We start from the raw sequence: 26,288 nt of genomic DNA on the forward strand, positions 1-26,288 counted from the left end.
GGAGGCACCCCATGCGCGCACGAGACGTCATGAGCAGGCCGGTGATCAGTGTGGACACCCGAGGCACCGTCCGCGACGCCGTCACCGCCCTGACCGAGCACGGTTTCGCGACCGTGCCCGTGGTGGACGAGGACGGCCGGGTGATCGGCATCTTCAGCGAGTCCGACGGTCTGCGCGCCGACCCGCACGGCAGGACCCCGGTCACCTCCGCCATGACCACACCTGTCGAGGTCGTCGCCCCTGACACGGACGTCGCGAGCATCGCCGAGCGGATGCTCGCCGGGCACCTGCGCGCCCTGCCGGTCGTCGAGGAGGGACTGCTGATCGGCATGGTCGCCAGGCGGGACCTGCTGCGTGTCCTGGTCCGCGAGGACGACGTGATCACCGGGGGTGTCCGCGGACTGCTCGACCAGTACGCGGGCACCCGCCGCCAGTGGTCGGTCGAGGTCCACGAGGGCGCGGTGACGATCAGCGGCGACTTCGCCGACGACGCGGAGAAGTCACTCGTGGCCGCCCTCGCCCGCACCGTCGCCGGCGTGACCACCGTCGGTCTCACCGCGTCGCCGGCGCGGACCGGCGGGGAAGACTGAGCCCTGACCGTACGGTCCTTCACCGCTGCGGGCTCGGGACGATCGCGGCACCCGCGTACCAGCCGTCGCCGATCGCACTGACGCCGCTCAACCCCACGACGGGCACTGGCACGGTCGTGTGGTCGACCACCGAGGTGTTGCCCAGGGCGTTGTCGCCGTTGGAGCCCCATCCCCAGACGGTGCCGTCGGTCCGCAACGCGTAGCCGCCGCCACCGAAGGCGGCGATCCGCGTGACGCCGCGCAGCGCCGAGACCGGCACCGGCACCCGCGACTCACACGGCGTGGCCGGCCCGCACGTGACGCCGTTGCCCAGCGCGCCGGCCAGGTTGCCGCCCCACGCCCACACGGTGCCGTCAGCACGCAGCGCGTACCCGTTGGCGGTCGTGTAGCCGGGGTCGCCGCCACCCGCCAGCCCGACCACCCCGGTCAGCCCGGACACCGGCACCGGGACGGTGGACAGGCACGGCGTGTCCGGGGCGCACGGCTGGCCGTTGCCGAGCTGGCCGACGCCGTTGTCGCCCCACGCCGAGACCGTGCCGTCGGCGTGCAGCACGTAGGCGCCCCGGCCGTTGCTGGCGACCGCGGTGACGTCGGTCAGCCCGGCGACCTGGACGGGCACCGGCGACGACGTGGGAGGGTCGTTGCCGAGGTACGCGCCTCCCCATGCCCAGACGGTGCCGTCGCGGCGCACCGCGTAGGTGGCGCTCGAACCGCCGGCGATCGCGACCGCGTCGGTCAGCCCGGACACCTGGACCGGCACGGAGGAGCCGTTGTCGCCCCACGCCCACACCGTGCCGTCGGCCCGCAACGCGTGGGCGCCCCACTCGCCGCCGGCGATCGCGGTGACGTCGGTCAGTCCCAGCACCGGCACCGGGATCCCCGACCCGTGGTAACCACCCCCGTTCCACAGGCTCGTCCAGCCGTTGCCGAGCTGGCCGGTCGAGTTGTCGCCCCATGCCCAGACGGTGCCGTCGGTGCGCAGCGCGTACCCGTTGCGGGAGCTGCCGTCGGCGGCACGTACCCCGGACAGCAGCACCTGTGCCGGCGTCGGCGCGGTGTACACGGCCTCCCCGGTGCCCAGCTTCCGGTTCTGGTTCCCGCCCCAGGCGTAGAGGCAGTCGGTCGTGCACGGGACGGCGGGTGCGACGAACACCCCGACCAGGTCGGCGACCAGGTGCACGCTGCCCCGGGCGTTGATGAACCAGAGGTGGCGTTCCTCGTCGAACGCGACGGTGGCCGCGTTCGCGGCGGTCTGGCCCAGGGACAGGTTGAGTGTGGAGGTCGTCGGCGAGTTCCACCTGCTCGGTTGCGATCCCCACACGAGCACGTGGGTCCCGGTCGTCGCGGCCACCCCGGTGACGTTCAACGCCACGCCTGTCGCGGTCAGCGGCACGTCGTCGACGAAGCCCAGCTCCAGCGTCCTGTTCACTTCGTCGAGCGGGCCGGTCACGCCGCCCGTCCCGGTGCCGTCCCTGGTGTCCAGCACCCGTTTCGGGGGCAGCGGCACGAAGGTGGCGCCGTAGTCGGGTGTGTGGAAGCCCGCCAGGTCCACCACGAGGTCGACCCGGCCGCTGTTGTTGTAGAGGCTGACCCGGGCGTCGGTGCCGACGGCGACGGTGACCTGGTTGGCCCGGGTGTCACCAGGAGGCACGGTGAGGTTGGACGCGACCGGCCGGGTCGTCCCGGTCGGCCACGCGGTGACGAACGTGGGTGCGGTGACCGCGGTGGCGGTGAGGTTGAACGTCACCGCCACCGCCGACGCGGGGACCCGGCCGGTCAGGTCGACCGTCCGCGTCTCGCCGGGGCCGACCGGGGTGTTGTCCGAGCGCGTGTCGAGCAACCGGCCCTGCGACAGCGCCGTGTACCTGGCGCCCGGCCCCGGCCTGTAGTAGCCGGCGAGGTCGGCGACGAGGTGGACGCGGCCCGCGTTGTTGTACAGGCTCACCGTCCGGCCGGCGCCCAGCACGGTGGTCACCTGGTTGGAGCGGGTGTCGCCCGCGGGCAGGTTCAGACTCGACGTGGCGGGCCGGCCGGTGCCGCCGGGGAACACCGTCACGTACGTCGCCGCCGTCGACGACACCCCGGTCACGGTGAGCACCACGGAGGTTGCCCCGGCCGGCACCCACGCCGCGAGGTCGAGCGTGATGGTGCCGCCTCCACCGACCGGGCCCGAGCCCGCCCTGGTGTCCAGCACGCGGACGGGGGACAGGGACGTGAACGTCGACGCGACCGGGACCGGGACCGCGGTGGGATCGGCGGGAGCGGGCGCCCCGACGGCGAGGAACCCGGCGGTGATTGACGTGACGAGAACAGCGACGAATGCCTGCCGGAACACACGGACCACCCCAATCGACCGGCCCCGACCGAACTCGACGGTAGAACCCGCGTGACGCCCCGGTAACCGCTGTTCGCCCCTCGAGGCAGGGTCTTTGGTCCCTGCCGCACGATCCCGGGTTCGCACGCCTTCGGTCCCTCGGAGTCGGGACCTTCGCCCGCGGCCGTCGCCCCGGTCCTGCGGTGATCCTGGTCCGGTGGCACCACCTCCCCTTCGTCCATGGAGCACTCATGCATGACCCCCGCGTCCTGCTGGACCCGGCGACCGAGGCGGTCCGCACGCTCGCCCGCCGCGGCTACGAGCTGGACCTCGCACGGCTGGCGGACCTGTTCGGCCGGCACACGGCCACCGTGAGCGCGCTCGACGAAGCCCGTGCGGAGGCCAACAAGGCGGCCGAGGAGATCGGCGCGGCGACGAGGCGCGGCGAGAACGTGACCGCACTGCGTGAGGACGCCCGTGCGGCGAAGGCACGGACGCTCCGGTTGGCCGAGGACCGCCGACGTCTCGCCGAGAGGCTGCAGGCGTTCCTCCTCGAGGTGCCCAACCTGCCGGCCGACGACGTGCCCGACGGGGACTCCGACGAGGACGCCGAGCTGGTCGGTGTGTGGGGCGACCGGCAGCGGTTCGACTTCACCCCGAGCGACCACGTGGCGATCGGTGAGCGGCTCGGCATCCTCGACTTCGCCCGTGCCACCAAGCTGTCCGGACCGCGGTTCGCCGTCGCCCGGGGTGCGGGCGCCAGGCTGGAACGCGCGCTGGCGGACTTCCTGCTGGACCTGCACACCGAGAAGCACGGCTACACCGAGCTCTCGGTACCGGCGATGGTCACCCGTCCGACGATGACCGGCACCGGGCAGCTGCCCAAGTTCGAGGCGGACCTGTTCCGCACCCAGGTGGCCGACCGGGAGCTGTTCCTCATCCCGACCGCGGAGGTCCCCGTCACCAACCTGCACGCGAACGAGACCCTGCGCACCGAGGACCTGCCACTGGCCTACACCGCGGACACGCCGTGTTTCCGCTCCGAGGCCGGGTCGTACGGCCGGGACACCAAGGGACTGGTCCGGGTGCACCAGTTCAGGAAGGTCGAGCTGGTCCGCCTGTGCGACCCGGCGCACGCGGACGACGAGCTGGCCCTGCTGCGAGGTCACGCCGAAGCGTGCCTGCGGGAGCTGGGGCTGGCCTACCGCGTCGTCAGGCTGGCGGCCGGCGACACCGGCTTCTCCGCGCGCCGGACCTACGACCTGGAGGCGTGGCTACCGGGTCAGCGACGCTACCGGGAGATCTCCAGTGTCTCCGACTTCGGCACCTTCCAGGCACGCAGGGCCGGCATCCGCACCAGGTCCACGGACGGCACCCGCGGCTTCGCCAACACCCTCAACGGCTCCGGGCTGCCGATCGGCCGCACCGTCGCCGCCATCCTCGAGCAGTACCAGTGTGCCGACGGCTCGGTCCGCATGCCGGAGGCCCTGGTCCCCTACCTCGGGTTCCACACCATCAACGTGGACGGCAAGGTGTCCCGCTGAACGGGCACCCTCGCGCATGTCGCCGATCCGTCAGGTCCGCCCGGTGACGGGACCAACGGAGCGGGGGAGGCGACCTTGGACCCCGGCGTGCTGCCGTGCTCTCGCCGGACACTGGATCGGTAGTCGAACGTCCGCCCGGGCGACGCGTTCGACCTCGGCTCAGCCAGGAAAGGGGAATTCATGACTTCCGTCGAACCGGACCGGAAGACCGTGCGGGCGGCGCTCGCGCTCGCCTCCCATGCTCCGTCGATCCACAACACCCAGCCCTGGCGGTGGCGGATCGGCGACGGGTCGGTTCACCTGTTCGCCGACCGGGGCCGGCAGGTCGTCGCCACCGATCCGGACGGTCGGGACCTGATCGTCAGCTGCGGTGCGGCGCTGCACCACCTGCGTGTCGCGTTCGCGGCCCTCGGGTGGGCAACGTCCGTGCACCGGTTGCCCGACCCCGCTCTGCCCGACCACCTGGCCAGCCTCGAACTCACCTCGCGCGAACCCACCGGCGCGGACGTCGCGGCCGCGGCGATGATCTCCCAGCGGCGTGCCGACCGGCGGCCCATGTCGGACTGGCCCGTGTCACCGGGCCATCTCGCGCATATCGCTGAACGGGCACGCGCCCAAGGGGCGCTCGCGGTGCCGATCACCGACCCCGGCGCCCGGTTCGAACTCGCGGGCGCGATCGCGCAGGCGGCGGTGATCCAGCGCGGCCGCGCCGGCTACGCCGTCGAACTGGCCACCTGGACCGGGCGCGCCCGTGGCGGCGACGACGGTGTCCCGGCCGCGAACATCCCGACCGGGGGGATCCAGGACGCCGACTCGCGTGAGTTCCCGCACGGCACGCTCACCCGGCCCACTGGCAAGCGCTACGGCCAGCGAACCGAGCTGCTGGTGATCGCCACCTCCGGTGACGACGTGCTGTCCCGGCTCCGGGCGGGTGAGGCCACCAGCGCCGCGCTGCTCGCCGCGACGGAGCTCGGCCTGGCGAGCTGCCCGCTGTCGCAACCCCTGGAGATCGCCGCCGCCCGCGACACGGTCCGCGACAGCGTGCTCGGCGGAACAGCCGAGCCACAGCTGGTCATCCGGCTCGGCTGGGCACCCATCAGCGCCGACCCGCTTTCGGCCACTCCCCGCCGCGCCGTCGACGACATCATCGAACCCGGCGACAGCTGACCCGAGGCGCCCCGGCGCATCCCGGGACTGACCGGTTCCTCGAGCTAGCGGCCCGGCAGGAGGAACCCGAGCTGGCCGGCGGCGGCGCGGAGTTCGTCGCGGGCGCTGGGGTGGGCGACGTTGTCGATGATCTGCCGTGCCTGGTCGCCCGCGTCGTGGCCCCAGACGGTGGCGGTGCCCTGTTCGCTGACGATGAAGGTGTGCTGGAACGAGGTGACCGGCCCGGACAGGCGCGGCACCACCGTGGACACATCCGCTTTCGGGTGCCAGGACGGCAGGGCGATGACGGCCCTGCCGCCGGGTGAGTGCAGTGCCCCGACCACGAAGTCGGTCTGCCCGCCGAAGCCCGAGTAGATCACCCCGTGCACGCGGCTGGCGTTGGCCTGTGCGTACAGGTCGACCTGCAACGCGCCGTTGACCGACACCAGCGACCGCCTGCGGGCGATCAGGCCGGGGTCGTTGGTCTTCTCGGTGCGCAGCAGCCTGACCCTCGGGTTGCGGTCGACCCACTCGTACAGCTCGCCACCGCCGAACACGAACGACGCGGTCACCGGCACGTCCGGGTCCAGCGCACCGGCCCGCTCCAGGCCCAGGACGCCGTCGCTGAACATCTCCGACCACACGGACAGGCCACGCCGTCCGGTCAACGCGGCCAGCACCGCGTCAGGGACCGCGCCGATCCCGAGCTGCAGGGTGGCGCCCTCGGGTACCAGGTCGGCCACGCGGGTACCGATCCGCCCGGAGACCTCCCCGACGACGCGGGCCGCCGGCGAGGCGAGCGGCTCGTCGGCCTCGACCGCGTAGTCCACTTCGTCGCAGGACAGCACCGCGTCCCCGTAGGTGAACGGCATCCGGGGGTTGAGCTGGGCGATCACCATGCCGCCCCGGGCACGCGCGGCCTCGATCGCCGCCGGCAGGATGTTCACCTCGGTGCCCAGCGACACCGTGCCGTCCACCGGCGTCGACGTGTGCACGAGCACGATGTCCGGCGGCAGCGACCCGGACAGCAGCTTCGGCACGAGCGAGAGGCGGGACGGGAAGTACCGCAGCCGCTGCCTGCCACGCATGCCCGCGCCGACGAACGGGGTCTCCAGCGTCACCCCCTCGCGGTCGGGCATGCCGGGCTGGGCGTTGAGCGCGAACAACCGGTACTCCGCCACCGCCGCGTCCAGCAGCGCCAGCGCGTGGGCGGGCGTGGCGAAGTTCCCGCTGACCACCACCCGCGGCACACCGGCCACACGGGCGAGCAGGGCCGCGAGCTGGGTGTCGGAAAGAGTGCGCATGATCCGCAAGCCTATTCAACGCGGCCGTTCAGGTGGTCGTGATGCCCCGTCTGGCGAACCGTTCGCGGACCTGCCGGACGAGGTCGGGCTCGGGTGTCGGCGTGTGCTCGAGGGGGAAGGGGATGCCGAGCTTCGTGTACTTGACCGTGCCCAGCCGGTGGAACGGGAGCACCTCAAGACGTTCGACGTTGTGCAGCGTGCTGACGAACGAGGCGAGCCCGTCGATGTCGTCCAGGTCGTCGGTGAGTCCCGGCACGAGCACGTACCGGACCCACACCGGCCTGTCCAACTCGGACAGCCGGCGGGCGAACGCCAGTGTCGGCGCCAGGTCCACAGTGGTCAGCCGGCGGTAGCGGGTCGGGTCCCACGACTTGATGTCGAGCAGGACCAGGTCGGTGTCGGCCAGCAGCGTGTCGGTCGCCCTGGCACCGAGGTAGCCGGAGGTGTCGAGCGCGGTGTGCAGGCCGAGTGCCCTGACCCGGTGCAGCAGCTCGGCCACGAAGTCAGGCTGCAGCAGCGGTTCGCCGCCGCTGACGGTGAACCCGCCGCCCGCGACCTCGATGAACCGCCGGTACTTGGTGATCTCGGTGAGCAGCTCGTCCACCGTGGTGCGGTGCCCGTCACGCATCCGCCAGGTCTCCGGGTTCTGGCAGTAGAGACAGCGCAACGGGCAGCCGCTGGTGAACACCACGAACCGGGTGCCGGGACCGTCCACACCGGTGGAGATGTCCCACGAGTGCACCGAACCGGTGACCGTCATAGCGACTCGTGGAAGGTCCGGTTGACCACGTCGCGTTGCTGCTCGGGGGTCAGCCGGGTGAAGTTGACCGCGTAGCCGGACACGCGGATGGTCAGCCGCGGGTACTTCTCGGGATGCGCCATGGCGTCCAGCAGGGTCTCGCGGTTGAGCACGTTGGCGTTGAGGTGGTATCCGCCCGCGTCGACGTAGCCGTCCAGGATGCCGACCAGGTTGGCGATCCGCTCCTGTCTGGTGTGGCCCAGGCCGTCGGGGGTGACGGTGGCGGTCAGGGAGATCCCGTCCTGGGCCTGGTCGTAGGGCAGCTTCGCCACCGACAGCGCCGCGGCCACGAGGCCGTGGGTGTCGCGGCCGTTCATCGGGTTGGCGCCGGGCGCGAACGGCTCGCCCGCGCGACGGCCGTCCGGGGTGTTGCCGGTGTGCTTGCCGTACACCACGTTCGAGGTGATGGTCAGCACCGACTGGGTGTGCACCGCGTCCCGGTAGGCGGGATAGCGCCGCACCTTCGCCATGAAGTCCTCGACGATCTCCACCGCGAGCGCGTCGGCGCGGTCGTCGTTGTTGCCGTAGCGCGGGAAGTCGCCCTCCACCACGTAGTCGACCACGAGGCCGGACTCGTCCCTGACCACCTTCACCCGCGCGTGCCGGACCGCGGACAGGCTGTCGGCCACGATCGAGAGGCCGGCGATGCCACAGCCGAGGAGCCGCTCCACGGGGTGGTCGTGCAGGGCCATCTCGATCCGCTCGTAGGCGTACTTGTCGTGCATGTAGTGGATGATGTTGAGCGCGTCCACATAGGTCTTCGCGAGCCAGTCGGTCGTCCGGTCGAACGCCGCCCGCAGTTGCGCGTAGTCCAGGTACTCCCCGGAAAGCGGTGCGAACGGTGGCGTGACCTGCTCGCCGGTGACCTCGTCGCGGCCGCCGTTGACGGCGTACAGGAGCGCCTTGGCCAGGTTGGCCCTCGCGCCGAAGAACTGCATCTGCCTGCCCACCCGCATCGCCGACACGCAGCAGGCGATCGCGGCGTCATCGCCGAACCGGGGCCGGATCAGCTCGTCGCTCTCGTACTGGATCGCGCTGGTGTCGACCGACACCTGTGCGCAGAACCGCTTGAAGCCGGCCGGAAGCCGGGGCGACCAGAGCACGGTCAGGTTCGGTTCCGGTGCCGGGCCGAGGTTGTAGAGGGTCTGCAGGAACCGGAAGCTGGTGCGCGTCACGAGCGGCCTGCCGTCCTCACCGATGCCGCCGATCGCCTCGGTCACCCAGGTCGGGTCGCCGGAGAACAGCGCGTCGTAGGCCGGCGTGCGCAGGAACCGCACGATCCGCAGCTTGATCACCAGGTCGTCGACCAGCTCCTGCGCGTCCACCTCGGACAGCACGCCTGCCTCGAGGTCCCGCTCCAGGTAGATGTCGAGGAACGTGGAGATCCGGCCGATGGACATGGCCGCACCGTTCTGTTCCTTGGTCGCGGCCAGGTAGGCGTAGTAGAGCCACTGGATCGCCTCACGCGCCGTGCGCGCGGGCTTCGAGATGTCGTCGCCGTAGGTGGCCGCCATCCGCCGCAGCTCGTCCAGCGCCCGGACCTGCTCGGCCAGTTCCTCGCGGTCGCGGATGACCGCCTCGGTCGACGGCTCGGTGTCGAGACGGGCACGCTCGGCCCGCTTGGCCGCCACCAGCCGGTCCACCCCGTAGAGCGCGACCCGGCGGTAGTCGCCGATGATCCGGCCACGCCCGTAGGCGTCGGGCAGGCCGGTGATGACCCCGGTCCGCCGGGCCCGCAGGATCTCCTCGGTGTAGGCGTCGAACACACCGTCGTTGTGGGTCTTGCGGTACCTGGTGAAGATCTCCTTCACCGCCGGGTCCAGCTCGTAGCCGTAGGCGGCCAGACCGGACTCCACCATCCGCAGTCCACCGACCGGCATGATCGCCCGCTTCAGCGGCGCGTCTGTCTGCAGGCCGACGACCAGCTCCCGGTCGCGGTCGATGTACCCCGGCGCGTGCGCGGTGATCGACGACGGCGTCGCGGCGTCGACGTCCAGCACACCCCGCCTGCGCTCCTCGTCGAACAACGCCTCCAGCCGTCCCCACAGCCGCGTGGTCCGCTCCGTGGGCTCGCTCAGGAACCCCGCGTTCCCCTCGTACGGCGTGTAGTTGTCCTGGACGAACCCGCGGACGTCGATCTCGTCACGCCACCGCTGGCCGCGGTATCCCGACCACGCGTCGAACGCTGTCGGCTCGATCACCGGCGCTGCCATCGCGCACCTTCCTCTCCTGTTGTTCTCCCTGGTCTGTTCACGGCCCTGCCGGCCACCGTCATGGGGTGGCCGGCGGAACCGGATGGGTTGGTCGGGTGCTCAGCGCAGCCACGGGTTCTTCTTGACGAGGTCGAGCTTCGCCCAGAACTTCCCGAGGCCCCAGGTGTTGCCCGCGGCCAGGACCGCGACGGCGATGAGCACCAGGGCGTAGATGATGTGGTAGTCGATGATCGGGTTGGTCGACATCGTGGGCTCACCCTTGTCGGTGAACTGGTCGAGCGGCCACTCCGCGGCCCACATCAGCAGCATCAACAACGTGCCGGACACCGCGGCGACCCGCAGCCCGATGCCGAGCACCAGTGCCAGGCCGACGCCGGCCAGGGCGAGCATGAACAGCCAGTCCGCCCAACCCGTGCCTGCCCAGCCGCGGAACATGTCGGCGAACGGTCCGTGGTCGAGGTTGCCGAGGAAGCCCTTGGTGGGCGATCCGCCGTTGATCCATGACCTTTCGGCGGTGGTGGCGTAGCCCCAGCCGAAGGTCTTGTCCAGGAACGCCCAGACGAAGACCAGACCCATCACGATGCGCAGGACGGCCGCGACGGGGCCCGCGGCGTTCGAGGTGGTCTTGGTGGTCGCGGCTTCCTGGGTGCGGGGGACCGGGATGTTCTTGTGCTGCTGCGGGTGGTCCTTGAGGGACATCGCTTGCCTCCTTCTCGTTGGGATCTGGTCAAATCCTCTCGGGCACGCACGACCTGCTCTGGAGTCCAAGGTCCTTCACGTCGCAGCGTTGGTCCCTCGTCGGGTGTCCGGCGCCGGTGCGTGCGGTGGTCTCACCTGCCGGTGAACGCGGGCACGAAGGCGAGTGCCTCGTCGAGCTCCACGTGCCGTTCGAACATGGTCGCCAGCGGTATGAGCGCTGCCTGGTTCCGGCGGAAGTGGTGGTCGCAGAACACGAGGTCGTCGCCCGTCCGCAGGACGGCACGCGTGGTGGCCGGGGCCGGGCAGCAGTCGCAGCGGTCGGCGGCGGTGAAAAGTGCGGCTGTGCGCACCTCGGTGGCGGTCATGGCGACCTCTCCTCTCCGGAATCTCTGACAGAACTCTCTCCCGGGAAGCACGCCCGGCTCCACGGTCCTTGGCCGCCGATGCGCGGGACCTTCGGTCCACCACCACGGTGAGCCTTCCGTTCCGACCTGGAGTCCATAGTGGACAGTGTCGAAGGTCCCTGCCGGGTGGGGACGAGTCGCTCTGTCCGGTTCGCCTGCCCGGCGGTTCGCTGGACGTATGGCCCCCAGAGGAAGGAGAGCAGATGCCAGGTCCGGCGCCGCGCCCGTTCTTCCCCGATCTCGGATCGAGAACCTCCACGCACTGGGAAGTGCGTGCTCGGCGCCAAAGGTCACCAGGTGACCGAACGACTGGCGGCGGGGCCACCGCCTCCCCACTCCCGCGGCCCCGCCGCCTTCTTCCCGGAAGGTTGCCGGGACGGAACCACGAACGAGAAAGAGGTGAGATGTCATGTCTGGTGCGGACGATCTTCGTGCGGCGAGGGAGTCGCGGGCAGGCGCGGCGGACCGGGCCACCCGCCCCGGGCTCGGCGACACGGTCGCGCGCATGGTGAACGCCGCCGTCTACCGGGCGTCTCGCCGCCCGGTACCGGCTGTCCCCGCGAGTATCCGCCCACACACCACCATGGACAGGAAGATGGGCCCGCTCGGCCCGGACTTCCCGTCGGCGATGCGGATCGCGAACGACCGGGTCGACGCGCTCGGCCTGTCGGAGCTGCGCACCCCGAACGGTACGGTCCGCTACCTCGACATCGGGCACGGCAGACCGGTGTTGCTGGTGCACGGGATGTTCGGCGGCTCGGACGCCGCACTGCGCCAGCTCGGGCCGCTGATCCCCGACGGGTTCCGGCTGATCGTGCCGTCCCGCTTCGGGTACCTGGGGTCGTCGTTGCCCGCCGGTGCGACGCCGGCGCGTCAGGCTGACGTGTTCGCCGACCTGCTCGACCACCTCGGCATCGCCAGGGCCGCCGTGGTCGCGGTGTCCGCGGGTGCGACCGCCGCCCTGCAGATGGCCATCCGGCACCGTTGCCGGGTGTCCGCGCTGGTCCTGCTGTCTCCCAACGTCCCGGGGTCGCACCAGGACGAGCGCGGGATGCCACCGTCGGTCGCGCGGTTCCTCCTGGGGTCGGACCGGCTGATGTGGTTGCTCCGGCACCGCTTCCCCGAGCGGTTGGCCCGCTTCGTCGGCGTCCCCGGCAGCCGAGCGCTCAGTCCGGCCGACCGCGCTCGGGTGGCCGCCGAGCTCGACGGGCTCTTCCCCGTCGCCCGCCGGGTGGACGGCGTGCTGTTCGACGCGTTCGTGTCGAACCCGGCCGTCAACGACTGCGACCTCCGGCGTGTCATCGCACCCACGCTGGTCGTGCACGCACGGGACGACGCACTCATGCCCTCCTGGGCCGCTGTTGGGCTCTCGGAGCGCGTCCTCGGCTCCCGGCTGCTGGTCATCGAGGACGGCGGCCACCTGATGCTGGGCGAGCACCCCGAGGTCGACCGCACCGTGAAGGAACTACTGAGGTCCATACAGGACTGAGACCAGGAGACGACGATGACGAAGTACGTGTACGACTTCGCCGAGGGCAACCGGTTCATGGCCGACCTGCTGGGCGGCAAGGGCGCGAACCTCGCGGAGATGACGGTGATGGGCCTGCCGGTGCCGCCGGGGTTCACCATCACCACCGAGGCCTGCCGCGCCTACCTGACCACCGGCGCACCACCGCGGGGCCTCACCGCGGAGATCGGTGAACACCTGCACACCCTGGAACGGGCGATGGGCCGCAAGCTGGGCCAGGTGGACGAGCCCTTGCTGGTGGCGGTCCGTTCCGGTGCCCGGTTCTCCATGCCCGGCATGATGGACACGGTCCTGAACATCGGCCTCACCGACGACTCGGTCGCCGGGCTCGCGGCCTGGGCGAGGGACGAGCGGCTGGCGTGGGACTCCTACCGCAGGCTGGTGCAGATGTTCGGCACGACCGTGCTGGGCATCGACGCCGACGACTTCGCCGGCGCGTTGCGCGACGCCAAGCGGGCCAAGGGCGTCGACGGCGACCTCGGTCTCGACGCCGCCGACCTGCGTGCGCTGACCGCCACGTTCAAGGACATCGTCCGCCAGCGGACCGGCCGGGAGTTCCCGCAGGATCCCCGCGAGCAGCTGGACATGGCGGTCACGTCGGTGTTCGAGTCCTGGCACACCGACCGGGCGCGGACCTACCGGCACGCCGAGCACATCCCCGAGGACCTCGGTACTGCGGTGAACGTGTGCGCGATGGTGTTCGGCAACCTGGGCGACGACTCCGGCACCGGTGTCGCGTTCACCCGTGACCCGGCGACCGGCGCCCCCGGCGTCTACGGCGACTACCTCGCCAACGCCCAGGGTGAGGACGTGGTGGCCGGCATCCGCAACACGTTGCCCCTGCACCGCCTCGCCGACCTGCAGCCGAACGCCTACGAGCGCCTGATGGGCATCATGCGGACTCTGGAGGAGCACTACCGCGACCTGTGCGACATCGAGTTCACCATCGAGCGGCGCAAGCTGTGGATGCTGCAGACCCGTGTGGGCAAGCGCACCGCGGCCGCCGCCTTCCGCATCGCCGACGCGCTGCGCGAGGAAGGACTGATCGACGCCGACGAGGCGCTGCGGCGGGTGACGGGTGCCCAGCTGGCACAGCTGATGTTCCCGCGTTTCGGTGACACCGAGCGCGCGCCGGTCGCCACGGGTGTGGCCGCGTCGCCGGGTGCCGCGGTCGGCGAGGTCGTGTTCGACTCGGCCACCGCCGTCCGCCGCGCCGAGGAAGGTGCCGCGGTCATCCTCGTGCGCCGGGAGACCAACCCCGACGACCTCGACGGCCTCATCCACGCCCGCGGCGTGCTGACCAGCCGGGGCGGCAAGACCTCGCACGCGGCGGTCGTCGCACGCGGGCTCGGCCGCACCTGTGTGTGCGGTGCCGAGTCGCTCACCATCGACACCGAGGCCCGCCGCTTCACCACCGCCGACGGAACGGTCGTCGCCGAGGGCGACGTGGTCTCCGTCGACGGCAGCGCGGGGAAGGTCTACCTCGGCGAGCTGGAGGTCGTGCCGTCGCCGGTGGTCGACTACTTCGAGGGCCGCCGCCCACCCGAGCGCGACGACCTGCTGCGCGCCGTGGACCGGATCATCAGGCACGCGGACCGCCGGGCCAGGCTGGCGGTGCACGCCAACGCCGACACCCCGCAGGACGCGCACCGGGCGCGCCTGCTCGGTGCCACCGGCATCGGGCTCGTCCGCACCGAGCACATGTTCCTCGGCGACCGGCGCGTCCTCGTCGAGCGGCTGATCCTGGCGCCGGACGACGCGGCGCGGGAGGAGGCGCACGCGGCGCTGCTCCCGTTGCAGCGCGACGACTTCACCCGCATCCTCGCGGAGATGGACGGCCTGCCGGTCACCATCCGCCTGCTCGACCCGCCCCTGCACGAGTTCCTGCCCGACCGCACGGAGCTGACCGCCCGCGTCGCGGTCGCGAAGGCGCTCGGCCGGCCAGCGCCGGAGGAGGACCTGCTGCGCGCGGTGGACCGGCTGCACGAGGAGAACCCGATGCTCGGCACCCGGGGGGTGCGGCTCGGGCTGCTCATCCCCGGCCTGTACGACATGCAGGTGCGTGCGATCGCCGAGGCGGCAGCCGCGCGGCTGGCCGGTGGCTGGTCGCCGCACGTGGAGATCATGATCCCGCTCGTCGGGGACGTCCGTGAGCTGGAGATCGTCGCCGCGCGGGCCCACCGGGTCGTCGCGGACGTGGCGCGTGAGACCGGCGTGTCCGTGCCGTACGAGATCGGCACGATGATCGAGCTGCCACGTGCGGCGCTCACTGCCGGCCGCATCGCCGACGCGGCGAGCTTCTTCTCCTTCGGCACCAACGACCTGACACAGACCACGTGGGGCTTCTCCCGCGACGACGTCGAGGGTTCGTTCGTCCCGAAGTACGTCGCGGAGGGCGTCTTCGAGTCCTCGCCGTTCGAGACCATCGACCGCGACGGGGTGGGCCGGCTCATCGCCCTCGCCGCGTGGGACGGCCGCGCCACCCACCCGGACCTCGGGCTCGGTGTGTGCGGCGAACACGGCGGCGACCCCGCCTCGATCCACTTCTTCCACGAGATCGGCCTCGACTACGTGTCCTGCTCGCCGTTCCGGGTGCCGATCGCCCGCCTCGAGACCGGTCGCGCCGCCGTCGGCGAGACCGCGACCGACACGAGATAGGCGAAGGGACTACGGCCTCAGGTCGTCGAGCAGTCGACGGACGCGCCGGTGGATCTCGTCGCGGATGGGGCGTACGGCGGCGAGGTCCTGGCCGGCGGGGTCGTCGAGTCGCCAGTCCAGGTAGCGCCTGCCCGGGAAGACCGGGCAGGCGTCGCCGCAGCCCATGGTGACGACGACATCGCTGGCCTGGACGGCCTCCACGGTCAGCATCTTCGGAACCTCGGCGCCGATGTCGACGCCCACCTCGGCCATCGCGGCGACGACTGTGGGGTTGAGGGCGTCGGCCGGTGCCGAGCCCGCGGAGCGGACCTCGACCTGTCCGTCGCTGAGGTGGCTGAGGAACGCGGCGGCCATCTGGGAGCGGCCCGCGTTGTGCACGCACACGAACAGCACTGAGGGCCGCCCGTTCACGTCAGTGCCTCGGCCGGGCGCGTGAGGACCGCCGCCACCTTGTCCGTCGTCTCGGGCACCAACCAGTAGTAGACCCACGTGCCGCGTCGCTCGCAGTCGATCAGGCCGGCCTGGCGCAGGAGCTTCAGGTGGTGGGAGATCGTGGGTTGTGACAGGTCGAAGGCGGGAGTCAGCTCGCACACGCAGACCTCGCCTCCCGCGCGGGACGCGATCATCGACAGCAGCCGCAGGCGGATCGGGTCACCCAGCGCCTTGAACACGGTCGCCAGCTCGACGGCTCGTTCCTCCGACAGCGGCGCGGAGGTCAGGTCGGTACAGCAGGACACGTCCTGCCCGGCGACCGGTGACTCTTGCATCGACACACTTCTATATTGACAGATCTCGATCCAGACGGCAACACTGCATAGACAAACGTCGAAGCAAGCGCCGGAGGGATCGATCATGAGTGAGACCACTGACCTGCGGGAGACCGTGCGTGCCCGCTACGCGGCCGCGGCGAACTCCGTCGTGGACGGCACCCGCGCGGCCAACGCCGACTGCTGCGGCCCGCAGGCCGTCGAGGTCGACGACAACTTCGGGTCCGCGTTGTACGGCAGCTCGGAGCGGGACGAGTTGCCCGCGGAGGCGGTCGCCGCGTCTCTGGGGTGTGGCAACCCGACCGCCGTCGCCGAGTTGCGGGAGGGCGAGGTGGTGCTCGACCTCGGCTCGGGTGGGGGAATCGACGTGTTGCTGTCGGCGCGACGGGTCGGGCCGACCGGCAAGGCGTACGGGGTGGACATGACCGAGGAGATGTTGGCTCTCGCGCGCGCCAACGCGGCGAAGGCCGGCGCGACCAACGTCGAGTTCCTGAAGGGCACGATCGAGAACATCCCGCTGCCGGCGAACACTGTGGACGTGGTGATCTCCAACTGCGTGATCAACCTGTCGGTGGACAAGCCGGCCGTGTTCGCCGAGACGTTCCGAGTACTGAACCCCAGTGGCCGGATCGGCGTCTCCGACGTTGTCGCCGACGACTCGCTGACCCCCGAACAGCGCGCTGAACGCGGTTCCTACGTCGGCTGCATCGCCGGCGCCCTATCCATCAGTGAGTACCGCCAGGGCCTGGAGGCAGCCGGGTTCACCGATGTGGAGATCACGCCGACCCACGAAGTGGCGGACGGCATGCACTCCGCCATCGTCCACGCCGTGAAGCCCGTCGGCGCGCCCTCGCCCGTCTCGACCACCGCCAGCGCGCGGTCCGGCGGCTCCTGCTGCGGCGAGAGCCACCCATGACGGCGAAACCGTCATGGAATGTGAGCGGGGCGGTGCGTGCCGGGTAGGTAGCCGACGGTGTCGCCCGTCGCGCGGCGTGGGCTCGGCGGCAGCGGGGTGGCGGCCGTGGGTGCCCAGCCGGTGCGCAGGATCAGGTGAGGCACTGCGGCGCCGTCGAGCACTTGGTCGCGGATGAGGGTTCTGGTGTCGATGATCTCGAGTGCCTGGGAGAGCGGGCAGGTGGCCAGGCCGATGCTGGTGGCGGTGAGCAGGGCGGCACTGGCCGCCTCGCCGGCGCGCAGCACCGACACGACGTCGTCGGCGACGGTCGCGAGGACCAGCAGTTCGCCGGCGTCGCCCTCGCCACGACCCGTCTCGGTCTCTGGCAGGGTGCCGATGGGGAACGCGCGCATCGTGGTGTCCCCGTGGACACGCCGGACCGGTGGGGTGCTCGTTGTGAGCACGCCGTCCTGTGTTAGCCGTCCTCGACCAGTCCAGGCGGCGAGCTCCGCCGCGTAGGCGGGATTGTCCTGCTGGAGGACCGCTGCCTGGTCGATGGCCCGGGTGAGCTGTCGCCGGGTGAGCGGGTCGGTGACGGGGACGAGCAGCGCACCCGCCTTGCCGGCCCGCCGCACCATGAGGTCGAGGTGCCCGTCGGGTACCGGCCAGGACGAGAAGCGGCGCCGGTCGGTGCGCCGGCGGGGGACGGCTCCGGCCAGGGTGATCTCCTCCGTCGAGGGTGTCTTCGTGGTCAGCTCCACCGCGGCGAGGTGGTCGGGGTCGCCCGGGTTGGGGAGGCGGTGCACGACCGCGCGCCAGCCCAGTGCGCCCAGCGCGATGCGCAGGTGGTGCAGTGCCGCTCCGCAGGACAGCAGCAGGTCGCGCCCGTCTGGATCGGTGGCCGGCAGCCCTCGGGTGTGGTCGGCCATGAGGTGGACGGTCTCGTTGCCGATAAGCCAGCGCCACGGCTGGGTGTTGTGCACCGACGGCGCGCGGTTGGCCAGAGCGATGGCGCCGAGCACCGTGTTCTGGTCCGGGGTGCGGTCACTCATCTCGGCCTCCTTGCCTCTCGTCTCATGCGGTCCACGGTCGTCCCACCGGCCGCGGTGGGGGAGGGCTGTTGTGCCCGAACCGGCGTGACGAAGGGCCCGCCCGCGATGGTCCACCGACCCTGTTCGCCGTCCGTGCCCGAGCCGACGGTGGAGGCAGGACGTCCGGAAGGAGTACGCCATGACATCACCGGTTCGGGTGACCGCTCGACTCGACGGGGACCTCAGTCGCGGGTTGTGGTTGGTGAAGTGGCTTCTGCTGGTGCCACACCTGGTCGTGCTGTTCTTCCTGTGGCTGGCCTTTCCCTTCGTCACGTTCGTCGCGTTGGTCGCGATCCTGTTCACCGGCCGCTATCCACGTGCGCTGTTCGACTTCAACCTGGGCGTGCTGCGCTGGACGTGGCGGATGTGGTGCTACGGCTACGGCGCGCTGGCCACCGACCGGTACCCGCCGTTCAGCCTCGAGGCCGAACCCGACTACCCGGCCACTCTCGACATCGCCTACCCGGAACACCTGTCCCGAGGGCTCGTCCTGGTCAAGTGGTGGCTGCTGGCGATCCCGCACTACCTCGTGATCGCGTTCTTCGCCGGAGGCGGGGGGTTCGTGCTGTGGCAGTGGGGCCAGGGCTGGCTCGGTTTCGACGGCGGCCTGGTGACGCTGCTGAGCGTGTTCGCGGGGATCGCGTTGCTGTTCACCGGTCGCTACCCGGGTGGGATCTTCGACCTCGTCATCGGCATGAACCGCTGGATGCTGCGCGTCGGGGCCTACGCCGCGCTGATGACCGACGAGTACCCACCGTTCCGGCTCGACCTCGGCGGCTCGGACCCGGCCGCGCCCGAGCCGATCGAGCCGGAGGCGCGCGCTACCGGCCCGACGCCTGCCCGCACGGCCGGTGTGGTCGTCGGCGTGCTGCTCCTGCTCCTCGGTCTCGGCGGCGCCGGCGGCGGCGGGTTCCTGCTGTGGCTGGAGGGACAACGCGACTCGGCCGGCTATGTGGCGACCCCGGCCACGCGCTACACCGAGGCCGGCTACGCGCTGCGGTTCGACACCGGCGATCTCACCCCGATCCACGACCAGCCCTGGGCAGACGACCTGCTCGGCGATGTGCGTGTGAAGGTGTCCACGACCGACGACCAGCCGGTGTTCGCCGGTATCGCCCGCACCGCCGACGTCGCCCGCTACCTCGACGGCGTGCCGCACCGCAGGTTCGACGGCTACCAGGACTACCGGCACATGGCCGCCACCGGTTCGATGATGTCCCACGCCCGCCCACCGGGCATGCCGACGGGCACGGACATCTGGGTCGCGTCGAGGTCCGGCACCGGGACGCTCACCCTCGACTGGACACCTCAGCCCGGTGAGTGGTCACTCGTCGTGATGAACACCCGAGCACAGCCCGCGGTCGCGGCGAACATCGCGTTCGCCGCCACCACGCCCGCGCTGCGTCCGGTCGCGATCGTCACGCTGTCCACCGGAGTCGTGCTGCTGCTCGGCGGCTCGCTGCTGTTCGTGCTCGCCCTTCGCCCACGTAGGAAGTGAGCCACCGCCTTCCACTCGACCACGGACCACCCATGATCGGACCACCGCTCCGTAGGGTCGAAAGTCCCCGAGTGATGGCGACCTTGGTCCAGTTCCCCGATACGGCTCTGTACGTGACCATCTCACTGGCGACAGAGAGCGGGGGGATGTGGATGTCTGACAGTCGGTCGGGCCGGATGCGGTCGGTGACCAAGGAGGAGGCGCTCGGCCTGCTCGGCAGCGTGCCGTACGGCCGGGTGGTGTTCACCGACCGCGCCCTGCCCGCAGTCCGCCCGGTGAACCACGTCGTCGACGACGGCGCCGTGATCATGCGCACCCACACGGGGGCCGCCGTCCTACGAACCGTGGGCCAGGTCGTGGGGTACGAGGCCGACCTCGTAGACGACGCACCGACGCTCGTCTGGAGCGTAGTGGTGATCGGCAAGGTCGAGATCGAGGACCGCCCGGAGGCCGTCGCGCGCTACGAGCGGATGCTGCGGCCCGTGGTGGACCTGCCGATGGACCACGTGCTCCGGATCCGGCCACAGCTGGTGACCGGCTTCGTGCTGGACACGCTGGAACTGCCGGACACCGGGTAGCCGTTCACCCCACGACGGCAGCCACGAACCCGGTGCCCTCCACGTGGACGAACACAGGGTTCATCCGGCCCACGACTGGTCAGCCTCGCGCAGCGATGCCAGCGCGACGGCCAGCCGCATCCGTGCCTCGGCCGCGAACGGCTCGAGCGCGGTGAGCCCGCTGGCCCGCACCAGGATCATGGGGTCGAGGGCCTCGACGACGGTGACGTCGTCCTCGGTGCGGATGGCCACGGTGCACCGCAGCAGCAACCCGGCCTGCTGGTCGGCCTCGATGGCTCGCTCGGCGAGCCGTGGGCCGCAGACGCCGAGGATCAGGAAGTCCTCGATCTCCGCGTCGACCTCCCTGCGCAGGACACTCCGCATGTCGACCTCGGTCAACACGTCCATCCCGGCCGCGTACAAGGTCTCCTTGGTCCGCTCGACCGTCTCGGCGAAGTCATGGGAGACCTGGATCGACAGACCGATCGACGGGCGGACGGGCAAGCACACCTCGGTCCGGTAGCCGGCCGGGTCGGACGCGGTACCGGGCCCCACGAGGTAGGTCTCGGTGGGCGGTCCCGCGGAGCGGTAGCCGTGGTCGAGGACCCAGTCCTCCAAAGCCCGGTAGGCGCCGCCGATCCCGGCGTAGTCCCCGTGGTGGACCGCCCGTGCGACGGGTTGCGAGTGCCGCGTGACGATACGTGCCCCGTCGCAGGGGTCGGCGCACCCGATACCTGGCGCGACGGCGACGCTGAGGTCGGCGTGGACCTGCCCGCCGGACCTCGGCTGGTCGAGGTAGGTGACCGAGGGCGGCCCCGACGGGTGCAGCCCGGCCGCCCGCGCCGAGGCGTACAACTCGGCCAGGCTCGTGCCGACGTCGGTGCCGGCCCGGTCGACCCGAACGACGCGGCGAAGTGTGAGCACGTTGCCGGGAACGGTGTCGGTGACGTCGATCTGGTACGGCATCACGTACTCCTCTCAAGCGTTGACGGATGGCAGAGTCGGCCTCTCTTCGAGCAGAGCCCTGTGCGCCTCTGCACGCGGCTGCCTCTGCTCGGCCGGCGGTAAGTCCGCGGTCGCAGACGGGATGTCGAGCGGCCCCAGGTCGGCTATCTCATCGGGCTCGTCGGCATCGCCGCGCTTGCTGAGTGCGCAAAGCCCCGCCATAGACCCAGCCAGGACGAGCAGACCCCCGAGCACAGCACTGACCGACACGGCGGCGAACGCGATACCGACGACAAGTCCCACGATCAGGACCGCGACACCGACAACATGTGGCAGATGGTCTCTTCTCATGGTCATCCCTCTCGTCGGCCCGTAGTCAGCGTCTCGCCGCTGGCGAACCGTGAGAAGGGCACTCCGTCGGTAACGTCATCGCCCAAGGTCCTGCGCACCCGGCGGTGGCTCACCACAGGGGGTTGTCGTCAGGCCCGGTGATGTCGTCCTTTGAGGTGGCCTTCGGACATAACTTGTGTCGATGTCCCGAGTGGACGGTTTGACGAGGTATAAGTCGACGATGACGAGCCTCAGCCCAGATCACGCGAACGCGTTGGTGCAGCTGCGCGCGCTGCTCGAACAAGCGCGACAGTCAGCGAGTACGACGTCACCGGTGGGTCGGCTGACGGCGTTGGTGTTGCTCGATGCGGTCAACGAACGCGTCACCCATCTCGCCGTACAAACACTGCCCGACGTACGGGTCGGAGCCCGTGACCTGTTCGAGGAGATGTACAGCAAGGTTCGGGAGGCTCTTGCTTCGAGGTGGTCACGAGACCACGGGTGGGCGGAGGTGCGGAAGCTGCACCGTGCCCGCAACAACGCTCAGCACGAAGGTCTCGGTGCGGATCCAGCATTGCTACCAGGGTGGGCGATCGCAACGGAGCAGTACACCCGGTCACTCGTCCAGGCTGTGTTCACCGTCAGTATCGACGAGGTCCACCTAGCGGACGCCATCACTGATCCGGACATCGCGACCGAAGTGCGCAACGGCGAGGAGGCATTGACCGACGGTGATGTCGTGGCGGCGATGGACGCCATCGGGAGAGCATTCCGGCAGGCCTTCGATCGCTGGCTCGGCCAGCACTCCAGAGCGCACCGAAACGGGTTCGCTACCTACTATTCGATCCATATCGATGGATTCGAGGAAGTCGACAAGGCGCTGAGGCAGACGCGAGACCTCGTCATCGCGCAGTCATTTGCCATAGATCCGGCCGAGTACACCTGGTATTCCTACCTTCGGAATGTCGACCCGATCACGGTGACGAGCGAGGAAGCAAGGCGCGCGTTGGCGTTCGTGTTCTGGTGGATCGTTCGGTGGGAGGCTATCAATCAGACGATCGTTCCGGAGACGGTTCGTCGCGGTAGGCGACTGGAACGACTCGCAGTCAAAACGCGAGCAACCGACCGTCCGGCACGACTGGAGTCGGTCACGTTGAAGCGGCACACGGTGGGCCGGAGGGTGGCTACATTCGAGTTGACTGATCTGCCCCCGCGGGAGATGTACGAGGACTGGCGCGAAGCGTTCGCCACCGCATTGATGGCTCTTGATCGTGCCGACACCCGGTTCGTCGCCCTTGTTGACGATTCGCTCAGTATGGAGATCACGGACGACGTTGACGCGGCAGCGCTGGTGCGACAGCTGAAAGACTTGTTGCGGGCGACGGAGGCGCAGGCGGCGCTGCTGCGGAAGCAGCGCGCACAGGAGAAGGAGCGCTCCGATGAAAAGCGCATTGCCTTCACGGACGCCATGGCCGCACTGGCTGATCAAATGCCCGCCTGGGTTGAAGAGGTAGTTCCGACAAGTATCGAAAATGCGTGTAATGGCGTACCGTTCGGTCTGCAAATTAACCTTGCCGACCACGCGCGGGAGCACTGGGGAAAGATCGGCGAGGTAATTCGCGCGCATCAGTTGGTAACCGCCGCCTACACCACCTCCTCCACCGCTTCCATACAGGTCGAGCCGGAACTCGACGCTGCCGGCGCAGTAACCGTTCTCCGGGACTCCGACCCACAGGTGACGCCCTATCTCCAGGCCGAACTGCAAAGGGTTCAAGACGAGGAACGGGCGCACAACGAACTGCTCAGCCGCCTGCGGGAAGCCGTAAGCTAACTCCGCAGGATCGCCCCCTGCTGTCGCGGCGGGCCTCCCGGCCGAACGTGGTCATGCTGCGACCAAGTTCTTCCGGCTCGTCGCCGTCTGCAGTCGATCGGCGATGCGGATGTGGTCGTCCTCGTGCGTGGGTGGCAGCCATGACGTGGAAGGCGGCACCACTGCGGTAATCGGTGGTGCCGCCTTGTTCTTGCAGGACGCGCTGCGCGAACGCCTGCCAGTCGTTGGGTTGCCCCTGACTGGCCAACACCACGCTTCCTTGTTGGTCACTCCCTGCTGCACGGGCTGCGGGGGGTCTGCTGCACGAGTAGGTGACATCTGAGTTGGCTTGCCCAGGTGGTGAGCTGGGAGGATGTCGCTGTGCCCAAGCCTTACCCCCAGGAGTTCCGTGACGATGTTGTGCGGGTCGCCCGTGGCCGTGAGCCCGGTGTGACGGTCGAGCAGGTCGCGAAGGATTTCGGGGTCCACCCGATGACGTTGTTCAAGTGGCTGCGCCAGGCCGAGATCGACGAGGGCGCCAAACCCGGTGTGAGCAGGGACGACTCGGCCGAGCTGCGCGAGGCCCGCAAGCGGATCAAGCTGCTGGAGCAGGAGAACGAGGTCCTGCGTCGTGCGACGGCGTACTTGTCGCAGGCGAACCTGCCGGGAAAAGGCTCTACCCGCTCGTGACCGAGCTGGCCGCGGACGGGATCCCTGTCGCGGTGACGTGCCGGGTACTCGACATCGCTCGACAGCCTTACTACCGGTGGCGTGCCCGGCCGGTCACCGTCACCGAACTCGATCGGGCGTATCGGGCGAATGTGTTGTTCGACGCGCACCGCGACGATCCGGAGTTTGGCTACCGGTTCCTGGCCGACGAGGCCCGCGACGCCGGCCAGTCGATGGCGGATCGGACCGCGTGGCGGATCTGCTCGGCGATGGGCTGGTGGAGCGCGTTCGGCAAGAAACGCGGCCGCACCGGCAAGAAGACCGGCCCGCCGGTTCACGACGACCTTGTCCGGCGCGAGTTCACCGCCGCCGCACCGAACCTGTTGTGGCTGGCCGATATCACCGAACACCGCACCGCTTGGATTCCAGCAGTCGTTGCAACACCTACCGGAGGTGTTGGTCGATGCCAGCTCCGAAGTACACCATGGAGCAGAAGGAGCGCTTCTTCGAGTTGGTCGACAGGGGTGGCACTGTCAGAGCCGCGGCTGCGGCCGCGGGCGTCCACGAGAGCGCGGCCTATACCTGGTTACGCAACGCTGGCCTGACAATGCAGCGGGCAACGCCGCGGGTGTACTCGGCGGAGGACAAGGCCGAGTTCTTTCGAAGGCTGGCTGTCAACCCGAATGTGTCGGCTGTCGCGAAGGGTCTAGGGTTCCCGCGGGTCACGTGCTACGCGTGGGCCCACAGGGCCGGCATCTTCACCAGCGAGGCCCGCAAGGTGAATCCTCGGCGTGAGGAGTTCCTTCGGCTGCGGGCCTCCGGCCTGTCGAGGGCCGATGCGAGGAAACGCGTTGGTGCCGACGCCCGGTCGGCGACCGACTGGGACAAGGGGATCACGATCATCAATCGCGGGCGTGTCTACCCCGGTGGGCGAGTCGTGCGTTACCCAGAGCCGATCATTGACGGCGTGCCCGAACGGAGAACCCGCGCGATCGGCGGGAGCGTCGACCTCAACGTGGTCGAGAAGGTCATCCACGCCCGCTACCTGAGCCTGATAGAGCGCGAGCAACTTCAGGACCTGCGACGGTCCGGTATATCGATACGCCAGATCGCTGCGGAAATGGGGCGGGCGCCGTCGACGATCAGTCGTGAACTGAAACGCAACACCGCGTCGCCGCAGGGCTACATGCCGCATACAGCCCATCGGCTGTCGGTTCGACGCCGAGCACGACCTCGGCAGCCGAAGCTCGTGGCGAACGTCGAGCTGCGCGCCTATGTGCAGGCAAGCCTGAAGAAGAAGTGGTCGCCCCAGCAGATCAGCAACCGGCTGATCAAGAAGTTCCCGGACGCCCCGGAGATGCGCGTGAGCACCGAAACGATCTACCAGGCGATCTATGTCCACGCACGCGGCGAGTTGAAGCGCGAGCTGGGCCGACAGCTGCGTCGAGGACGCGCAGCTCGCAAGCCCCGCAAGCAGCCGGACGCGCGTCGCCCGCGGTTCGTGGATCCTATGAAGGCGATCAGCGACCGGCCCGCCCACGTCGCGTCCCGAGAGGTTCCAGGCCATTGGGAGGGTGACCTCATCATCGGCGCGGCAGGTGGATCAGCGATCGCCACGCTGGTCGAACGATCCAGCCGGTTCGTGCTGCTCGGGCATCTCGGCCGTGAGCGCAGCGCCGACGCCGTTCGAGACAGCCTGATCACAACCGTTGCTCACCTGCCTGACTCATTGCGCGGCACGCTCACCTGGGACCAGGGCGCCGAGATGGCAGAACACAAGGCATTCAGCATCGCCACGAACATGGACGTCTACTTCGCCGACCCCGGAGCGCCTTGGCAGAGAGGCAGCAACGAGAACACCAACGGCCTGCTGCGGCAGTACTTCCCCAAGGGCACCGACCTCTCAGCAATCAGCACCGACGACCTGAAAGCTGTGGCCAACGAACTCAACGAACGACCACGAAAAACCCTCGACTGGGACACCCCGGCCGAACGCCTGACTGCTTTACTGAACGCCACGTAGACCCCAACGTTGCGACGACCACTGGAATCCAAGCTACGACAGTACTTCCCCAAAGGAACCGACCTGTCCCGCTGGAACCGCACCGAACTCGCCGCCGTCGCCAACACACTCAACAACCGTCCACGCAAGACACTCGAATGGAAAACACCGGCCGAAGCACTGAACGAGCTGCTACTCTCACAACAATAACCGGTGTTGCGACCACCGGTTGAGTTCGGGACCTATACCGCGCACGATTTCACCGTGCTCTGTGACAAGCTCGGTGTTCGGCAGTCGATGGGTCGGACCGGGTCGTGTTTCGACAACGCCGCGGCCGAGTCGTTCTTCTCAACACTGGAACACGAAGTGCTCTCCCGGCATCATTTCAAAACCCGGAAAGAAGCGCAACAAACTATTGTGAAATGGGTCGTCGACTTCTACAATCGACGACGTCGCCACAGTTCCTGTGGCATGCAATCCCCGATCGACTACGAGACCGCTGCGGCCAACCGAGCCGCATAGAGG

At 69.7% G+C, this 26,288-nt stretch carries 24 protein-coding genes and 1 pseudogene; 14 read left to right on the plus strand and 11 right to left on the minus strand.

Translation table 11 applies throughout. From position 1 onward, the window contains the following. The first annotated feature begins 11 nt into the window (after positions 1-11). Positions 12-590, plus strand: a complete 579-nt coding sequence (locus CLV71_RS34815; protein ID WP_133907164.1) for a CBS domain-containing protein — start codon at positions 12-14, stop codon at positions 588-590. Positions 591-609: 19 nt separating this feature from the next. On the opposite strand, the gene CLV71_RS34820 is transcribed toward CLV71_RS34815, so the two are convergent. After that, the gene (locus CLV71_RS34820; protein WP_166664391.1) at positions 610-2,925 is read right to left on the minus strand and encodes an RCC1 domain-containing protein; all 2,316 of its coding nucleotides are present in this window, start codon (positions 2,923-2,925) and stop codon (positions 610-612) included. 230 nt (positions 2,926-3,155) lie between these two features. Between CLV71_RS34820 and serS the strand changes: the two genes are divergently transcribed. Beyond that, positions 3,156-4,448, plus strand: a complete 1,293-nt coding sequence (gene serS, locus CLV71_RS34825) for a serine--tRNA ligase (RefSeq protein WP_133907166.1) — start codon at positions 3,156-3,158, stop codon at positions 4,446-4,448. A 180-nt stretch (positions 4,449-4,628) separates the two neighbouring features. After that, positions 4,629-5,615: an Acg family FMN-binding oxidoreductase gene (locus CLV71_RS34830; protein ID WP_133907167.1), complete on the plus strand. Its 987-nt coding sequence runs from the start codon at positions 4,629-4,631 to the stop codon at positions 5,613-5,615. A gap of 44 nt (positions 5,616-5,659) precedes the next feature. On the opposite strand, the gene CLV71_RS34835 is transcribed toward CLV71_RS34830, so the two are convergent. The 5 genes from CLV71_RS34835 to CLV71_RS34855 form a co-directional block, all read right to left on the minus strand. After that, complete coding sequence (locus tag CLV71_RS34835) at positions 5,660-6,898, minus strand: acetyl-CoA hydrolase/transferase family protein (protein WP_133907168.1); 1,239 nt, start codon at positions 6,896-6,898, stop codon at positions 5,660-5,662. A gap of 28 nt (positions 6,899-6,926) precedes the next feature. Further along, entirely contained in the window at positions 6,927-7,658 is a 732-nt protein-coding gene (gene pflA, locus CLV71_RS34840) for a pyruvate formate-lyase-activating protein (protein WP_133907169.1), read from the minus strand. Beyond that, a complete protein-coding gene (gene pflB / locus CLV71_RS34845) occupies positions 7,655-9,910 on the minus strand; it encodes a formate C-acetyltransferase (protein ID WP_133907170.1) in 2,256 nt (751 codons plus the stop codon). The genes pflA and pflB overlap by 4 nt, the downstream gene beginning before the upstream one ends. A gap of 99 nt (positions 9,911-10,009) precedes the next feature. Continuing rightward, the gene (locus tag CLV71_RS34850) at positions 10,010-10,609 is read right to left on the minus strand and encodes a DoxX family membrane protein (protein ID WP_133907171.1); all 600 of its coding nucleotides are present in this window, start codon (positions 10,607-10,609) and stop codon (positions 10,010-10,012) included. 131 nt (positions 10,610-10,740) lie between these two features. Next, positions 10,741-10,974 (minus strand): DUF7455 domain-containing protein, encoded by a 234-nt coding sequence (locus tag CLV71_RS34855; RefSeq protein WP_133907172.1) that lies wholly within the window; start codon positions 10,972-10,974, stop codon positions 10,741-10,743. A 448-nt stretch (positions 10,975-11,422) separates the two neighbouring features. On the opposite strand from CLV71_RS34855, the gene CLV71_RS34860 reads away from it, so the two are divergent. Next, positions 11,423-12,502 carry an alpha/beta fold hydrolase gene (locus CLV71_RS34860; protein WP_133907173.1) on the plus strand — a complete coding sequence of 360 codons (1,080 nt, stop codon included), beginning with the start codon at positions 11,423-11,425 and terminating at the stop codon, positions 12,500-12,502. Positions 12,503-12,517: 15 nt separating this feature from the next. Further along, positions 12,518-15,199, plus strand: a complete 2,682-nt coding sequence (gene ppdK / locus CLV71_RS34865; protein WP_133907174.1) for a pyruvate, phosphate dikinase — start codon at positions 12,518-12,520, stop codon at positions 15,197-15,199. A 9-nt stretch (positions 15,200-15,208) separates the two neighbouring features. Here ppdK and CLV71_RS34870 read toward each other — a convergent pair whose 3' ends face one another. Together CLV71_RS34870 and CLV71_RS34875 are read right to left on the minus strand one after the other, a co-directional pair. Continuing rightward, positions 15,209-15,610 carry an arsenate reductase ArsC gene (locus tag CLV71_RS34870; RefSeq protein ID WP_133907175.1) on the minus strand — a complete coding sequence of 134 codons (402 nt, stop codon included), beginning with the start codon at positions 15,608-15,610 and terminating at the stop codon, positions 15,209-15,211. Continuing rightward, positions 15,607-15,966 (minus strand): ArsR/SmtB family transcription factor, encoded by a 360-nt coding sequence (locus CLV71_RS34875; RefSeq protein ID WP_133907176.1) that lies wholly within the window; start codon positions 15,964-15,966, stop codon positions 15,607-15,609. Before CLV71_RS34875 ends, CLV71_RS34870 begins: the two co-directional genes overlap by 4 nt. A gap of 85 nt (positions 15,967-16,051) precedes the next feature. On the opposite strand from CLV71_RS34875, the gene arsM reads away from it, so the two are divergent. Next, on the plus strand, positions 16,052-16,882 hold the full coding sequence (gene arsM, locus CLV71_RS34880; RefSeq protein WP_133907177.1) for an arsenite methyltransferase: 831 nt from the start codon (positions 16,052-16,054) through the stop codon (positions 16,880-16,882). Between the two features lie 11 nt (positions 16,883-16,893). On the opposite strand, the gene CLV71_RS34885 is transcribed toward arsM, so the two are convergent. Further along, on the minus strand, positions 16,894-17,913 hold the full coding sequence (locus tag CLV71_RS34885; protein ID WP_133907178.1) for an Acg family FMN-binding oxidoreductase: 1,020 nt from the start codon (positions 17,911-17,913) through the stop codon (positions 16,894-16,896). 178 nt (positions 17,914-18,091) lie between these two features. Here CLV71_RS34885 and CLV71_RS34890 point away from each other — a divergent pair, with 178 nt between their 5' ends. Both CLV71_RS34890 and CLV71_RS34895 read left to right on the plus strand, forming a co-directional pair. Beyond that, entirely contained in the window at positions 18,092-19,450 is a 1,359-nt protein-coding gene (locus CLV71_RS34890) for a DUF4389 domain-containing protein (protein WP_133907179.1), read from the plus strand. Positions 19,451-19,602: 152 nt separating this feature from the next. Next, positions 19,603-20,028: a pyridoxamine 5'-phosphate oxidase family protein gene (locus CLV71_RS34895; protein WP_133907180.1), complete on the plus strand. Its 426-nt coding sequence runs from the start codon at positions 19,603-19,605 to the stop codon at positions 20,026-20,028. A gap of 60 nt (positions 20,029-20,088) precedes the next feature. On the opposite strand, the gene CLV71_RS34900 is transcribed toward CLV71_RS34895, so the two are convergent. Together CLV71_RS34900 and CLV71_RS34905 are read right to left on the minus strand one after the other, a co-directional pair. Next, complete coding sequence (locus CLV71_RS34900) at positions 20,089-20,973, minus strand: DUF302 domain-containing protein (protein WP_133907181.1); 885 nt, start codon at positions 20,971-20,973, stop codon at positions 20,089-20,091. Between the two features lie 12 nt (positions 20,974-20,985). After that, positions 20,986-21,309 (minus strand): hypothetical protein, encoded by a 324-nt coding sequence (locus CLV71_RS34905; protein ID WP_133907182.1) that lies wholly within the window; start codon positions 21,307-21,309, stop codon positions 20,986-20,988. Positions 21,310-21,523: 214 nt separating this feature from the next. On the opposite strand from CLV71_RS34905, the gene CLV71_RS34910 reads away from it, so the two are divergent. The 6 genes and pseudogenes from CLV71_RS34910 to CLV71_RS34935 all read left to right on the plus strand — a co-directional run bounded on the left by CLV71_RS34910 (position 21,524) and on the right by CLV71_RS34935 (position 26,285). Beyond that, positions 21,524-23,113 (plus strand): hypothetical protein, encoded by a 1,590-nt coding sequence (locus CLV71_RS34910; RefSeq protein ID WP_133907183.1) that lies wholly within the window; start codon positions 21,524-21,526, stop codon positions 23,111-23,113. Between the two features lie 360 nt (positions 23,114-23,473). Continuing rightward, complete coding sequence (locus tag CLV71_RS48840; RefSeq protein ID WP_208297900.1) at positions 23,474-23,782, plus strand: transposase; 309 nt, start codon at positions 23,474-23,476, stop codon at positions 23,780-23,782. After that, positions 23,779-24,366 carry a hypothetical protein gene (locus CLV71_RS48845; RefSeq protein ID WP_208297901.1) on the plus strand — a complete coding sequence of 196 codons (588 nt, stop codon included), beginning with the start codon at positions 23,779-23,781 and terminating at the stop codon, positions 24,364-24,366. The genes CLV71_RS48840 and CLV71_RS48845 overlap by 4 nt, the downstream gene beginning before the upstream one ends. 218 nt (positions 24,367-24,584) lie before the next feature. Beyond that, positions 24,585-25,784: an IS30 family transposase gene (locus CLV71_RS34925; protein ID WP_424923934.1), complete on the plus strand. Its 1,200-nt coding sequence runs from the start codon at positions 24,585-24,587 to the stop codon at positions 25,782-25,784. 33 nt (positions 25,785-25,817) lie between these two features. Continuing rightward, positions 25,818-25,996: pseudogene (locus tag CLV71_RS34930) on the plus strand (IS30 family transposase); the annotation flags it as partial. Then, positions 25,977-26,285: an integrase core domain-containing protein gene (locus CLV71_RS34935; protein ID WP_133907184.1), complete on the plus strand. Its 309-nt coding sequence runs from the start codon at positions 25,977-25,979 to the stop codon at positions 26,283-26,285. The pseudogene CLV71_RS34930 and the gene CLV71_RS34935, both read left to right, overlap by 20 nt. The last annotated feature ends 3 nt before the right edge of the window (positions 26,286-26,288 follow it).

This window comes from Actinophytocola oryzae (assembly GCF_004364325.1).
Classification (GTDB): domain Bacteria; phylum Actinomycetota; class Actinomycetes; order Mycobacteriales; family Pseudonocardiaceae; genus Actinophytocola; species Actinophytocola oryzae.